The sequence below is a fragment of the Cytobacillus gottheilii genome (genome assembly GCF_900166665.1).
GTDB lineage: Bacteria > Bacillota > Bacilli > Bacillales > Cytobacillaceae > Cytobacillus > Cytobacillus gottheilii_A.
On sequence record NZ_LT800494.1, the window covers coordinates 2,072,324 to 2,086,465 of the forward strand.

The 14,142-nt window shown below is 37.0% G+C and carries 16 protein-coding genes and 1 riboswitch; of the genes, 12 read left to right on the forward strand and 4 right to left on the reverse strand.

The window, feature by feature from the left end; all coding sequences use genetic code 11:
• Window positions 1-14: 14 nt before the first annotated feature.
• Window positions 15-1,868: a DNA ligase D gene (locus tag B7E07_RS10310; protein ID WP_080845785.1), complete on the reverse strand. Its 1,854-nt coding sequence runs from the start codon at window positions 1,866-1,868 to the stop codon at window positions 15-17.
• 156 nt (window positions 1,869-2,024) lie between these two features.
• On the opposite strand from B7E07_RS10310, the gene ku reads away from it, so the two are divergent.
• The 6 genes from ku (at window position 2,025) to B7E07_RS10340 (ending at window position 8,243) form a co-directional block, all read left to right on the forward strand.
• Window positions 2,025-2,864, forward strand: coding sequence for a non-homologous end joining protein Ku (gene ku / locus B7E07_RS10315; protein ID WP_080845786.1), 840 nt, complete (start codon window positions 2,025-2,027; stop codon window positions 2,862-2,864).
• Between the two features lie 110 nt (window positions 2,865-2,974).
• Complete coding sequence (locus tag B7E07_RS10320; RefSeq protein ID WP_257391431.1) at window positions 2,975-3,748, forward strand: phosphatase PAP2 family protein; 774 nt, start codon at window positions 2,975-2,977, stop codon at window positions 3,746-3,748.
• A 665-nt stretch (window positions 3,749-4,413) separates the two neighbouring features.
• A riboswitch (ZMP/ZTP riboswitch) is annotated at window positions 4,414-4,496 on the forward strand.
• Between the two features lie 43 nt (window positions 4,497-4,539).
• On the forward strand, window positions 4,540-5,406 hold the full coding sequence (locus B7E07_RS10325) for a bifunctional 5,10-methylenetetrahydrofolate dehydrogenase/5,10-methenyltetrahydrofolate cyclohydrolase (RefSeq protein WP_080845788.1): 867 nt from the start codon (window positions 4,540-4,542) through the stop codon (window positions 5,404-5,406).
• A 268-nt stretch (window positions 5,407-5,674) separates the two neighbouring features.
• The gene (locus B7E07_RS10330) at window positions 5,675-5,875 is read left to right on the forward strand and encodes a cold-shock protein (protein WP_066444687.1); all 201 of its coding nucleotides are present in this window, start codon (window positions 5,675-5,677) and stop codon (window positions 5,873-5,875) included.
• Between the two features lie 629 nt (window positions 5,876-6,504).
• A complete protein-coding gene (locus B7E07_RS10335) occupies window positions 6,505-7,965 on the forward strand; it encodes a DEAD/DEAH box helicase (protein WP_080845789.1) in 1,461 nt (486 codons plus the stop codon).
• Window positions 7,966-8,042: 77 nt separating this feature from the next.
• Entirely contained in the window at window positions 8,043-8,243 is a 201-nt protein-coding gene (locus B7E07_RS10340) for a cold-shock protein (RefSeq protein WP_066444694.1), read from the forward strand.
• A gap of 46 nt (window positions 8,244-8,289) precedes the next feature.
• Here B7E07_RS10340 and B7E07_RS10345 read toward each other — a convergent pair whose 3' ends face one another.
• Window positions 8,290-9,114 (reverse strand): GNAT family N-acetyltransferase, encoded by an 825-nt coding sequence (locus tag B7E07_RS10345; protein ID WP_080845790.1) that lies wholly within the window; start codon window positions 9,112-9,114, stop codon window positions 8,290-8,292.
• A gap of 209 nt (window positions 9,115-9,323) precedes the next feature.
• Here B7E07_RS10345 and B7E07_RS10350 point away from each other — a divergent pair, with 209 nt between their 5' ends.
• Window positions 9,324-9,731, forward strand: a complete 408-nt coding sequence (locus tag B7E07_RS10350) for a cytosolic protein (protein WP_080845791.1) — start codon at window positions 9,324-9,326, stop codon at window positions 9,729-9,731.
• 54 nt (window positions 9,732-9,785) lie between these two features.
• Here the strand turns inward: B7E07_RS10350 and B7E07_RS10355 are convergent, their stop codons facing one another.
• Entirely contained in the window at window positions 9,786-10,073 is a 288-nt protein-coding gene (locus B7E07_RS10355) for a DUF6509 family protein (RefSeq protein WP_080845792.1), read from the reverse strand.
• A 264-nt stretch (window positions 10,074-10,337) separates the two neighbouring features.
• On the opposite strand from B7E07_RS10355, the gene B7E07_RS10360 reads away from it, so the two are divergent.
• Window positions 10,338-10,550: a cold-shock protein gene (locus B7E07_RS10360; RefSeq protein WP_080845793.1), complete on the forward strand. Its 213-nt coding sequence runs from the start codon at window positions 10,338-10,340 to the stop codon at window positions 10,548-10,550.
• Window positions 10,551-10,732: 182 nt separating this feature from the next.
• On the opposite strand, the gene B7E07_RS10365 is transcribed toward B7E07_RS10360, so the two are convergent.
• On the reverse strand, window positions 10,733-11,797 hold the full coding sequence (locus B7E07_RS10365) for a DUF3900 domain-containing protein (RefSeq protein ID WP_080845794.1): 1,065 nt from the start codon (window positions 11,795-11,797) through the stop codon (window positions 10,733-10,735).
• Between the two features lie 172 nt (window positions 11,798-11,969).
• Here B7E07_RS10365 and B7E07_RS10370 point away from each other — a divergent pair, with 172 nt between their 5' ends.
• The 4 genes from B7E07_RS10370 (at window position 11,970) to copZ (ending at window position 13,761) form a co-directional block, all read left to right on the forward strand.
• On the forward strand, window positions 11,970-12,803 hold the full coding sequence (locus B7E07_RS10370; protein ID WP_080845795.1) for a hypothetical protein: 834 nt from the start codon (window positions 11,970-11,972) through the stop codon (window positions 12,801-12,803).
• Window positions 12,804-12,868: 65 nt separating this feature from the next.
• Entirely contained in the window at window positions 12,869-13,048 is a 180-nt protein-coding gene (locus B7E07_RS10375) for an H-type small acid-soluble spore protein (RefSeq protein WP_080845796.1), read from the forward strand.
• A 170-nt stretch (window positions 13,049-13,218) separates the two neighbouring features.
• Window positions 13,219-13,545, forward strand: a complete 327-nt coding sequence (locus tag B7E07_RS10380; RefSeq protein ID WP_080845797.1) for a metal-sensitive transcriptional regulator — start codon at window positions 13,219-13,221, stop codon at window positions 13,543-13,545.
• Between the two features lie 9 nt (window positions 13,546-13,554).
• A complete protein-coding gene (gene copZ, locus B7E07_RS10385) occupies window positions 13,555-13,761 on the forward strand; it encodes a copper chaperone CopZ (protein WP_080845798.1) in 207 nt (68 codons plus the stop codon).
• The last annotated feature ends 381 nt before the right edge of the window (window positions 13,762-14,142 follow it).

Genomic DNA, 14,142 nt, shown 5'->3' on the forward strand with positions numbered 1-14,142 from the left:
ATCCCAAAAGCATATTAAGCTTTTGGGATTTTCTTTTCTTCTTGTTTTAAAAAGGATCGTACGGGAGCGAAAGGCTGGGTCTCTTTCGTTTCAAAGTAAGCAGAAAAAGGATCTCCGTTTTCTTTTAGCCGTGGAATCATATTTTTAATAGTGAAATCTTCAATTTTTAATGTGTGGTTAACCTCTTTCCAATATAATGGAGCTGCAACGGTTGCCTTCTCTTTTCCCCGAGGAGAATAGGGGGCAATAATCGTTTTTCCTTCAGCATGCTGGATATAATCTACATAAAGCCGATTACCCCGATTTTTTTTCAGCCTTTCTATTGTAAAAGAATCAGGATCCTTTGTGATTAAATAATGAGCAATAAAAGAGGTGAATAGCCTTGTATCATCAAAGGTGTATTGATTGTCAGGAAGAGGGATGTAAACTTGCAATCCTTTACTGCCGGACGTCTTTATAAAACCTGTTAACGACAAGCCATCCAGCACTTCTTTAATGAGAAGTGCTGCTTTTATGGCTAGAGGAAATCCCTCAACAGAAGGCGGATCCAAATCAAATACAATTTCACTGGGTCCGGTTGAATGGATCGTCTGAAATGGGATATGAAATTCAAATGCAAGCTGATTTCCAAGCCACAGCAGACTTTGCAAATGATTGCACACGATATACTCTATATCTTCATGCTTTTTCGTTTCAATAAAAGAAGGGGCATACTCAGGAACATTTTTCTGATAAAACGGTTCTCCAAGCATCCCATGAGGATATCGAATGACGGTTAAGGTGCGATTTTGCAAAAATGGCAGCAGGTAAGGAGATATCTCTTGCAGGAAATGGATATAATCAACTTTTTTAATCGCAGGGTTTATCCATAATGGTTTATCTGGATGTGTAATGTTTATATCAGCTGTTAGATTTTTCTGCTGCTGAACAAAATCCTGATAGGTACATTGTGCCGGCTGAAGATCAAAGCGAAATCGATGAAAATGTGGTTCTCGCATTTGGTTATCATACATTTCCAAATATTTGATTTCTGTGCAAATCGCAGGTTCAACATAAATGAAATTTTGATCTTCATCTGTTTTATTATTTTTTATCGTTTGCATGAGTGCATTTTTTTCATCTGGCTTAAGTCCGAATAGAAATTGACCAATATCAATAATCTGTCCATGAAGATCATAAACACCACTATAAAAATAACCGTTCGATTTTTCGTATTTAATAATAAAACAGTTGACATACTTCCAGTTTTTATACTTCAGCCAGCCTGAGGATCTTTTGCCTGCATCATATCTTTGGTTGCTCCTTTTACTGACAATTCCCTCTCCGTCAGAAAGAACAACTTGTTCCCAAATTGCCGAGAATTTTTTCTCGAAGGGAATCATTTGGAGCAGTTTTTTACTTCTCTCATCTGGCTGTAAGGGAAGGTGACATAATTGGAAAAAATCAGTTAAAATGGCTTTGCGCTCAAGGTAAGTCTTATTTACTTGTGTTTCTCCTTTCAAGGAAAGAATATCAAAGATGAGCAGTCGGCATGGACGATTTTCTGCCTTTTCCTTAATTTTCCCTTCAGACCTCATTCGGCCTCGAATTTGAATGGCAGAAAAATCAGCTTTAAAAGAGTTTTCCAGTGACACAAGTTCTCCGTCTAGAGTAAATGGAATATATGGAAGAAATGTCTGTTCATTTTCTAATAAAAAATGGCTGATTTCCGGAAACAGGTCTTGGAGCGGCTTGTCATTTCGGCTTTTAATCTTAATTCCATCATGAGTCCATTCAAGAATCGCTCGAAATCCGTCATATTTCACTTCATGGTTCCATTCATCTCCACTAATATTTTCAAAAGTTAGTGTTGGTAGCATGGGTTTCATGTTCAAACCTCCCCTGCAGATTGGTTTTGGTTAGTATACCCTGCTCTTTCTTCTCTAATTTCCTTTATTTTTATAGTGTGAGACAACCTTTTATAACGCAACTTATTACTAAATGATCGCGGAGTCGCTAAAAAAAGGATGAAGGGAGAAAATGTCATGCACACAATGTGGAAAGGAAGCATTAGTTTTGGACTTGTGAATATTCCAATAAAGCTTCATACAGCAACAGAGGATAAAGATATTAAATTAAGAACACTTCATAAAGAATGTCATTCACCAATTAAATATGAAAAAGTTTGCCCTGTTTGTGAAAAGGAAGTAAAAAATGAGGATCTTGTTAAAGCTTACGAGTATACCAAAGGGAAATTTGTTGTTTTGGAAGCAGATGAATTAGAAAAGCTTCGAAAAGAAAATGAGGATAAAGCAGTTGAAATTATCGATTTTGTCAAAATTCAAGAGATCGATCCTATCTATTTTGACCGAACCTATTATATGTCACCAGGAGATGGCGGCAGCAAGGCATATGGACTGCTGCGAAAAGCATTAACGAATTCTGAAAAGGTCGGAATTGCCAAAATCATTATTCGATCCAAGGAACAGCTTGCTGTTGTTCGTGTGTATGAAAATACAATAGTAATGGAAACGATTCATTTTCCAGATGAAGTGAGAAAACCTGGTGATGTACCAAATGTTCCAGCAGAAGACAAAGTGACGGATAAGGAATTAGAAACAGCTATCATGCTCATTGAGCAGCTGACAACAACCTTTGAACCGAATAAGTATCAAGACGATTATCGAACGGCTCTGCTTGAATTGATTGAATCCAAACAAACAGGTAAAGAAGTTGTAGCATCTGCAGAGAAAGCTCCTGCAGCAAATGTGACTGACTTAATGGCAGCTCTCCAAGCCTCTATTGATAAGACAAAACCGGCAACAGCAGCAACGGGGACAGCCAAGAAAAAACGTGTTCGTTCAAAGGTGAAAAAAGAAGCATAAAGAAGAGGCGAGTTATGGTCCCGAACGGCCAGCAGGGATAATTTTATCTCTGCTGGCCGTTCGGGTTTTACTTTTGAATTTTTAATGGATATTTTATTATTTTGCAGACGTTGGCTAATATCGTATACTCAAGAAGCAGTAGTCGTGTTTTTACAATAGAACATTGGGTAATAGAAGAAAAAAGAAACGGAGAAAAGTATAGACGAATGATATTTAATCATATAAGAAAACAAAAGATCTTTTATTGGTTTGCCATAATTGGGTGTATTTCACTTTTCCTTTTCACGTTTATTCAACTAGTTGATGCCTTAGATGAAAGTGAGTTATTAGCGTACGAAATGATCGTGATAAATTTTGTGCAAAGCTTTCTTCGTCCCCAGCTGACAGAAATAATTATCGCATTTACTTTTCTGGGATCTGTTCCTTGGATCACGATAGGTACAATTATAGCCGTTGTGATTCTGTTATATAAGAAAAAAATGGATCTCGCAATTTTAATGGCTGCTGCTAATTTGTTTGGAGGTTTATTTAATTTATTGCTTAAATGGATATTTAAACGAGAAAGACCAGATATACAGCCCTTAATCACGGAGGCGGGATTTTCCTTTCCAAGCGGGCACTCGATGGGGTCTTTTATCTTTTACGGAACGATCGCCTACTTAATTGTTTTATTGGCAGAAAGAAAGTTATTCGTTATTATAGGTTGTTTTATGATGGGATTGATGATTCTAGGCATTGGTCTTTCAAGAATATACCTAGGAGTACACTATCCGAGCGATGTTCTTGCTGGTTTTTCTGCAGGTGCTGTTTGGCTAATTGTATGCGCTCTCTTTCTAAAACTGTATAAGTATCGTTTAAAGCGAAGGTACAGGGGAATGATGTGACCAGTCGTTTGCCTTGCCGGCTTGAGAGTCGGCAGGTTATCCGAAATAATGCCTGGAATGAGCAAAGGAGTTATCGAAATATTGTTATAAAGTAGATTCCCTTGACAGCATCACTAATATCCAGTATAATTCCAATTGTAGTATTTGAGCATTAAGAACGCCATATTCATGTGGCAGAGTAACATTGTATGAAAAGAGCGGCTCTTATATACTGAGCAAGTAATTGGTATGTCAATTAAGAAATAATTTTTGTGGACAACTATATGTTGAATTTCTTCTTATAACATCTTCTTTCATAACCGTATACTTTCTCCAAATCTAAAACAGCCGACCTCAGGCTGATCATTTTATATTTCACAAAAGAGTTGCTTTTATCAAGATACCTTGAAATCCTGATTCCCACTGGAACAGCCAAGGAGCTGTAAGGATGGAAGAGAGGAAGGGCTTTCATTGTTTTAGGTAAAAGGATCGCAGTTCTCAAATATTCAAGATGCTGGAGCACAAGTATTCAGCTTAATGATACAACCGAAAGATTAGAAAAGAACTTTTTCTAACCATTCGGTTTTTTTATTTCTTTAAATTGAATTTTTCCGAACGATTATCCTGAAAATCATTGAAATATATGTGTTTTGTGATAAAATAAAATTGGAAAATTGGATATGTTTAAAAATCGCAGTAACTGACGACAATGCGGAATGAACCGCTGGGGAGCTGCGTCTATGTATAGCCGGTCGTCTGGGCAGAGAGAAGGAATCCCCTTGTCTCTTTTCTTATTAATTGGAGGGATATACATGGAGAATACATTGATTCTTGATGGAAATGCAGTCGCTGCAAGTGTAAAAGAAAGCTTAAAAGAAAGAATTAAATTGTTAGTTCAAAATGGTGTTACACCGTGCTTAGCCACGATTCTTGTAGGGGATGATCCATCTTCTGAAACATATGTAAGAATGAAAGGCAACGCTTGTGAAAAGTTAGGGATTGTTTCTCAAAGAATTCACCTTTCAAAAGATACAACTACAGATGAGCTGCTTGAAGTCATTACTGATTTAAATAATGATCGTAATGTCCATGGGATTTTGCTTCAGCATCCTGTCCCGGAACAAATTGATGAGCGGAAAGCATTCGAGACGATAGCGATTGAGAAGGATGTGGACGGGGTCACAAGTCTAGGGTACGGACAGACTGCTTTTGGATTTGGTGTCTATCCTTCTTGTACACCTGCAGCTATTTTAGAAATAATGGATTTCTATAATATAGAAGCTTCAGGAAAACATGCTGTTGTAGTTGGAAGAAGTCCAATCCTTGGGAAGCCAGTTTCCGCACTGCTATTAAATAGAAATGCAACAGTAACTACATGTCACTCTTATACAACTGATCTTGAACAGTTTGTTAAGCAAGCAGATATCGTCATTGCGGCTGTAGGAAAACCGAATTTTATCCAAGGTGAATGGATTAAAGAGGGTGCAGTTGTTTTAGATGCTGGTTATAATAAAGGAAACATTGGGGATGCACATTATGAAAGCTGTGCCAAAAAGGCATCAGCTATTACCCCAGTTCCTGGTGGAGTAGGACCTGTCACGATTTCTATGCTGCTTAAACATACCGTTATTGCGGCCGAAAAATGCATGTATAAAAAGACAACTGCTCCTAGGCTATAATTAAATGTTAATAAAAAAAATCAAGTATATAATGGTGATGTTAGTCGGTAATTGTATCCTCAAATCGTACAATTGATTTGACATATTCGATTAAATCACTTATTATAAAGTTAACGCTGTAATGTTCGTTATATATTTTATGGATAAGTGGTCGTAACTGCAATGAAATGTAGGCGATTTTATTCCTCATTTCAAGTGGTTGCGATCTTTTTATGTTTAAGCTTATATAATCAAGACTTATAGTGAACATATTTTTGGAGGTATTATCATGAACACAGGTAAAGTAAAATGGTTTAACGCAGAAAAAGGTTTTGGTTTCATCGAAACTTCTGAAGGTCAAGACGTATTCGTTCACTTTTCAGCTATCCAATCTGAAGGTTTCAAAACTTTAGAAGAAGGTCAAGACGTAACTTTCGAAATCGTTGAAGGTAACCGTGGACCTCAAGCTGCTAACGTTACAAAAGCATAATAATTGCTAACATGAGGTGATGCATGAAAGCCATGCATCGCCTTTTTATTGCATTTTAAGAGAGTATAATTGTTTAGCGCTGGAGAGAATTCGACGCAGTTGCTAATTTGGAATAAAGTATAAGTGCAACTAAGCCTAGCTGTTCGCCTTTCAGGCTTGCCAATCGGCAAGACTCTTTATCATAAGACCTTTGACATAATATTTTGTCCTTTCTGACTCCACACAAGCCGACTTCTTTTATTCTTCAAAGGAATTCCATCCACTATTTAGCTGTGGCAGGAAACGGTCTTATCAATCCTGTCGATAAAAGTGACATTTGGTATATTATGTTTCATATTAAGCAATTAAAAGCTTTTATATATACTTACTTTTCCGTCTTAAGGTGATGTTAGCTCCTTACAAGGCAATGTCTAAGGTATACCATGGTAAACCTGGATTTTTGTGCCAATGAGCTTTCCTTCAGATCTATCTTATTAAGGAACGTTTCCTTCCTTTTTTAATGAGGTATAGAAAAAAGGAAGAAATCTTTTAAAAATAATATTTAAAACAATGATAAAAAGAAATAAAAGCTGGGAAAACTAGCATTATTGAAAAAATTAGCATGGAAAGAATTAAGGAGGAAATACATTTTGACAACTTTTTCAGATTTTGGTTTAAGCGCAGAGCTAGTAAAAGCTCTATCTAATATGGGATTCGAAGAGCCGACACCTATTCAGGCACAAGCTATTCCAATTGCAATTACAGGTCAGGACATGATTGGACAGGCGCAAACAGGTACAGGTAAAACGACTGCTTTTGGTGTGCCCTTGTTAGAGAAGATTCAATCGGATGAGGGGGTACAAGGTCTTGTGCTTGCACCAACTCGTGAGCTTGCTGTTCAGGTTGCTGAGGAATTAAACCGTATTGGTCAGGTAAAAGGCATACGTACACTTCCAATTTACGGCGGACAGGATATAAACCGTCAAATTCGCGCTTTGAAAAACAGACCGCAAATTATTGCTGCAACACCTGGGCGCTTAATCGATCATATTGAACGAAAAACAATCAGACTTGCGAATATCAAAACGGTTGTTCTTGATGAAGCAGATGAAATGCTGAACATGGGCTTTATTGAAGATATTGAAAGAATTTTAAGTGAGGTCAAAGGTGAGCGCCAAACACTATTGTTCTCAGCAACTATGCCAAAAAGAATTCAAGCTCTTGCTGAAAAGTTTATGGTTGAACCTCAAATCGTAAAAGTTAAGGCAAAAGAAATGACGGTTAAAAATATTGAACAGAGCTACATTGAAGTACATGAGAAACAAAAATTTGATGTGCTTTGCAGCTTGCTTGATATTCAGTCACCAGAACTTGCTATTGTTTTTGGACGGACAAAAAAACGTGTTGATGAAGTCGTGGAAGGCTTAATTAAGCGCGGCTACTCAGCTGAAGGAATTCACGGTGACATTCCACAAGCAAAACGTGATCAAGTAATCCGCCGTTTTAAAGAACAGACAATTGATATCATGGTTGCGACCGACGTTGCTGCACGTGGACTTGATATTTCTGGTGTTTCTCACGTTTACAACTTTGACATCCCGCAAGATCCTGAATCATATGTTCACAGAATCGGCAGAACTGGACGTGCAGGTAAAAAAGGCTTGGCTGTTACATTTGTAACTCCTAGAGAAATCGACCACTTAAAGATCATTGAAAATGTTACAAAGAGCAAAATGGCGAAACAGCCTGTTCCGTCTTTTAAAGACGTATTGGCGGGCAACCAGCAGGCAACTATTAATAAACTAATGAATGTTATTGAAAAAAATGAACATGGCGATTACAAGCGTATTGCAGAATCTTTACTTGAAGATACAGACTCTGTAACAATGTTAGCTGCAGCTCTAAAACTGCTTACGAAAGATCCTGATGTTACTCCGGTTAAGTTGACTGCAGTGGAACCGTTGCGCTCTAAAAAGCCAAAAAGCGGTACACGTGATCGTAACCGCTATTCAGACAGACCGCGTGGAAACAGAGACCGCGGCCGTGATCGCAGAGAAAGTGGAAGAGACAGAGACCGCAGAAGAAGTAGAAATCGAAATAATGAATTATAAAAACCAGATAAATTAGGCATAATGATTATAGGCAGTTATTTTCTGCTCTGATTTAAAGATATTAGGAGGAAACAAAAATGGCAACAGGAAAAGTAAAATGGTTTAATTCTGAAAAAGGTTTTGGCTTTATCGAAGTAGAGGGTGGAGAAGATGTATTTGTACATTACTCTGCAATTCAAACGGAAGGCTTTAAAACACTTGAAGAAGGCCAAGAAGTTCAATTTGATATAGAAGATGGCCAGCGTGGCCCTCAAGCCGTAAACGTAACAAAAAATTAAGTAAAAAAATAAAAAGCCGTTCTCGGCTTTTTATTTTGTCTTTACATCATTTTGTATATTGATAATAGTCCTGTACCCCATAAACTTTAAAGCCGCAGGACTCATATAGCTTAAGAGCGGTATTATTGGTGGCGACTACATCTAAATGGATGGATTCGGCACCTTTTTTATTTAGAGATACTAGACAAGAAGTCAAAGCAGCTTTGCCAATGCCCTTGCCCTGGAATGAAGGATGAATCGCAAATGCATAAATCCAATTTTCTGTACCGTCATCCTGAACGCGTATTTTTCCGACATCTTTATGAAGGTATGAAATGATGTAATTGGTCTGATCATCATTTGTAAGTGCCTTATTGTTTGTATCTAAAGCATGTTCGAGTGGAATTCCAAAGCATAAATGGTCCAGCTCACTCATTTTTTTTAAATCAGCACTCTTTGCATGTCGTAGTTTGACATTCGTGTTGTTTTGAATTAGTTCTTTTTGACTCCATTTCATCTGATGTTCGGAAAATGAATAATCATAGCCTTTAGCCTTTATAAAGGATTTTGCTGTAATTGAATTTCCCGGAGCATTGAGTAGGATCTTTTGATATGGTTCTAATATTGGCAAGGCATCAGCCAGCAAGGCAGAGAAGATGCCATTTCTCCTATAGTCAGGGTGAACCATCCCGCAGATCTCAGCTTCGTTGCCAAATCCATATACGGCAGCAAAACCTACTAATACACCGTCATGATAATGGAAAAAGTCACTTTTTTCGGCTTCCTTCCTATGATTTAGCATATCCCAATTTAACTTCAAGCTAATATCATCATGATGTTCGCAGATGATCTGCAGCAATTGTATCTGCTGTATTTCGTTCATCGTTAGCATTTTCTCATTCCCCCACTTGAGAATAGTAATAAAGGGATTATGACTGCCCTATGTGTTGATTTTAGATGCATGTAGCTGTATTCATTAATCTTACTTCATAGAGATGAAGTTTGTATAGGTCATTTATGTTTGATGAATGGGGAAATGGTTTATAATACTAAAATCAAACGATTTATGCTATGATCAATTCAGAAAGCGGGGCGAATAAATTGAAAGCATTTTCTGTTAAGTTCCATAAAGAAGATCGAGTAGATGCAATGAATGTATTTAAACTAAACGAAGAAGATTTTCAAAGAGCCACTGAAGGCGGGACAAGGCATCTCTTTGAATTAGATACAAATATAGGATTTTTTGTTTACTTTGATGGGGTAGATGAAAATGGAAAGGAATCCTACATGGTCCTTCATTATGAAGGTGAAGAAGATGAGCCAGATGCATGCTATGCTTTTGAATTGAAAGATTTTTACCAATTTGCAGCTCTTCATTTGAATGATCTGGAATTCAACGAAGAAATGGAAGAAGAAGAGGATGAGGAAGAGGAAGTGTATACTCCGATCCATCATTTAGCTCATTTAATGTACCATATTATTGAAGAAGGTAAAACAATTGAAGTTTAGGCAACTGAGCAGAAAAGCTGAACCGTGTTCACGGTTCAGCTTTTCGTCTTATGCTTATTCGGCAGTATCATTGTGTTCGCTGCAAAAACGAAGTATTTCAGCTTCTTCGTCTTCTTCCAGTGCAAAATCAAGAATTTCTCCGGTTCCTGTCTGGAAATGGTAATTCAATATTTTGCTATCCTGTTCATCTCGATAAAATAAAACACGCAGGCTAATGCCGGCTTCTGAATATAATTCATCATCTTCATCAACTTCTAAACTTAAGAAAAACTCATATCTTAAACCAGAAAGTATTCCAGTGGGATCTTTTATTTGTTCAACAGTGTAACTATCGATATTCATATTATGTTCATCCTTTCCTTCTGAACTGCTGCCTTAGCCATTATACACCTTTTCAGCACCACAATGAAAATCTGCAGGTTTTTTTGTTTCAATTTATCAGTTTTGACGGTAAAGGTAAAATGTGTTATAATAAAAAAGATAAATATTCGAATATTTTTGTTTCGACCACACTTGTTATAAAGAACCTATAACAAACGTTCTTTATATTAACGTGTGATTTTTATTTTTCTCAAGGGTTTTACTCTTTCTAGGAGGTGCCTATTCATGGCAAAGGGATTTGGAAGAAGAAACATAGAAGAAGTAAAAACGGAAGAGGTTAAGATTTGGGAGTGTACTTCCGAAACATGTAATTGCTGGGTGCGAGACAATTTTAAAAGCAGCGAGAAACCTCTTTGCCCTATTTGTAACACTGAAATGAAGGAAAACATAAAAGAATTGCAAGTTGTTAACAACAGCAGTATTTTTTCGACTAAATGAATAACTTGAAATTTGAAAGCTGGCAGAATGATTGCCAGCTTTTTGCTGTTTATGAACTCGAGGCACCATGCCGTTAAGATTGCTGCGGTTATTGGCATTATTTTAAAACGGGTTATCGCCAACAAGTTACAGATCCTATTTAGCGCTTTGGTATGAGATGCTGCAACGGCATATTCAGTCTGCTACTGCTGTCTTTTTTTCATTTTTTCTAGAACTGTGTCCAGTTCGTCTGGCCGAAGCAGCTCTATAGGAGAGTAGCCTTGTTCAAATTGAATCATATCAGCTTCTATTAGGAGCACATATTTTTGATTGATTTTGGCTAAATGGATCTGCTCACCATAATCGCTCAAAAGTCCCTTTATTGATATATGATCAAGCTTCATTTTCAGCTCTGCTTCCGGTGTAAGCTCTGTAATTTGGGCTGTGGCCTCTACTACTTGCTCTGTACTAAACCGTTCCTGCAGTTCTCTTTTGGGGCTGGTTGCCCAAACATCCATTGCGGTTTCGAATTGTTCTCTTTCCTCGCTCTCGCCTTCAAATGATTCCTCTATATGTGATTGAACCATTGTCATTACTTGAGACTTAATAATTTCTGGCATTGATTCTCCGTACTCTACATACTTTAAGAAGTCTTCAAAATATCGGGCATGGGATGCCTGGTGAATTTTAACTTCATTAGGCTCGATTATTCCTTCTTCAGGCATGTAAGGATATTGGATGGATTTCATATTCTTCGTTGTAATGGCCATTTCAACATTTCTGATTAAGGTTGCTTCATCAGATATAGATGCTACTTTCGGCTCGAAATCACACTTCATAATGAAAAGAAATGGCTCATCAAGGTACTTTCGTAGTTTTGCAGAAATAATAAGCAATACACCGCCCCGAATGGCGGCTGTATCAGCGTATGCTCCCACAATCGCTTCGTTAGCTTCTTGAAATTCTTCTTTAGTAGCTGCATTTCTTACCTTTGAAAATACATTAAAGTTTGGATTAGAGGTGAGGTCATGTCCATCTTCCGTAATAAAGCGACCGATTTTAGTAGGGGCATTTTCTGATTTTGGGTGCCTCTCTACTTTTCTTTTGTTAATCTTAGTGAGTTCTCCATCAAGAAAATCTCTTAATGGACTTTCTTCATAAGCAGCCTGATCTAATGTTTGGTAGTGTTTATTCGATTTACTTACATTTTCGCCTTCACCGTGTATATTAATTACATAAAATGATAAGAACTTAATTTCAAAATCCATTTATATGCTCACCTTTTTAAATTGTTATCATAGCATACTTGGACTATTGTCCAAATCAGCACTACAAAAGTATAGGAGAATAATCCGAATACGTCAATCATCAGCTGTTGCATATTGTGGAGTTGTTAGGAAAAAATAATTTGTATTAAAGATTCCTACTGGATGTGATTGAATGGAGAATACAATATGGTATGCCATTTTAGGAATCATCGGCTATATTATGATTAGATGCACATATAAAAAAACAGATTTACGTCAGTACATAGCATTATACATTTTCACAATGGGACTTGCCTTTTTTATGGAGTACTTTGTGCTTATCCTTTTTGATGCATATGCATATCATCCAAAAGTATTTGGGGACAACTGGTTTGATAACACAGTGGGATCGAGTATGTCACAGGCACTATTTATTCCAAGCCTGCTATTGTTAATTATTACTTTTCAATTAAAACTAAGAAGGATTCTGTTCATATTATTCGGTGTTTTTTTAATAGAGGAGTTTTTTACCTGGATTAATATCTATGAACATTACTGGTGGAAATCATGGTATACGTTTATTATTTTATTCATATCCATTTACGTCCTGAAAATGTGGAGAAACCTGCTCAAAAAACCATTTTCATTTACTAGGTTTTTAACAATGTATATGGCCATTACAACATGTATGCAAGGGCTGACCATCATCAGTCAAGCATTCTTTAGAACACATTATTATACCGTCGGCTGGTTTACTGAGTTATCTAGAGATAGTGTTGCATTTAATACTGCCTACTGGATGATTTATAGCTTGCTTTTAGCAGCTATTGTTCTTTACTGTTTTTCTTTCTTAGCATGCTCCATTCTGCTTGTTGGTGATTTATCAATTAATGTTATTTTAGAGGGTGCTGGAGTATTGCATATAAACCAATTTTGGCATCCGGCTATGTTGGGCATCTGTTTGCTGCTTGTCCTATTAATGATGAAAAGATTAGAAGCTTATTTATTTTGCAGGATTCTAAAGTAACGTATAAAACATGCAAAACAGTTTAAAATAATTCTGATCACATACAAGGGAAAAGGGGTGTCCAAGTGGAAATAAATCGCGTTAAACAAATTTTATCATCAAGTGCAGATATTCAGGTTCAATATAATGGTGCATCTGTTTGGATTGATGGAATCAATGAAGAAAAGCAAATGGCAACGGTGCATTTGCGCGGGCCTTTAGAAGAGCGGACAGAAGTAGCGATTGCAGATCTTAGAGAGATGTAGAGAGTTGCCAATAGGCATCTCTTTTTCTTTTTAGGCAGAACAGCCGAAAGCCAAGTTAATAGCGGAGTATATTTAAGCAAAAATTGAACAAGGTAAGTTAAGCACAGTGTCTATGTTGCCTTTAAATACGCTGCCAGAGTATAATACCCTTAAAAAGAGGGGGCTAGCCCATGAACATGGATGCAGCGGATCATGCAGCTTGTGATCATCAAAATGAGCGTAAAAGCCATCATTCAGAAGAGGTCAAGAAAAACCTGACTACCCGGTTAAATCGAATTGAAGGTCAAATACGGGGCATAAAAGGACTCATTGAAAAAGATACATATTGTGATGATGTCATCACTCAAATATCTGCTACACAATCTGCTTTAAACAGTGTTGCGAAACTGCTGCTGGAAGGTCATTTGAAAAGCTGTATAGTAGAGCGGATACAAGAGGGTGATGACAAAGTGTTAGATGAATTTTTAACAACTGTTCAAAAATTGATGAAGAAATGAGGAACACGTATGGAGTGTATAACTATAAAAGTGAGCGGAATGTCCTGTGGTCATTGTGTAAAAGCGGTAGAGGACAGTGTCGGCGAGCTTCCTGGTGTTGAAAAGGTGAAGGTTGAACTTGAAGGCGGGAAGGTTGAGGTTGAATATAATCCGAATTCTGTTACACTTGATAAGATCAAAGTAACAATTGGTGAACAAGGATATGATGTTTTATAGAGAATCGTAGAACGTGTATTTATTACACGTTCTATTATTTTTTTTGTGTGAAGAAAAATTTTTTTTTGCTGGAAAATCGTGCTGGACCAAGTGTTTCTAAGAGAGTAATGGGAAAAATAGAGTGTTCTAGCAAAATAAAAAAATTGAATTATATTTTCGCATATGATAGAATTACATACAATATCTAGTGTTGGTTCTGTTGATGCAAACTATATATAGATAATCTGCACAACCATCCGGACTTAAAAAGAATTCGCTAGAACGCTTACTATTGCACTTATTATCTGAAGTTGCAATATAAATAGTGAACCACTGATACGAAATATAGTTGCTATAGGCAATGTGATATGAAGGGCAACTAGGTGAAAAATGCACAAGCCA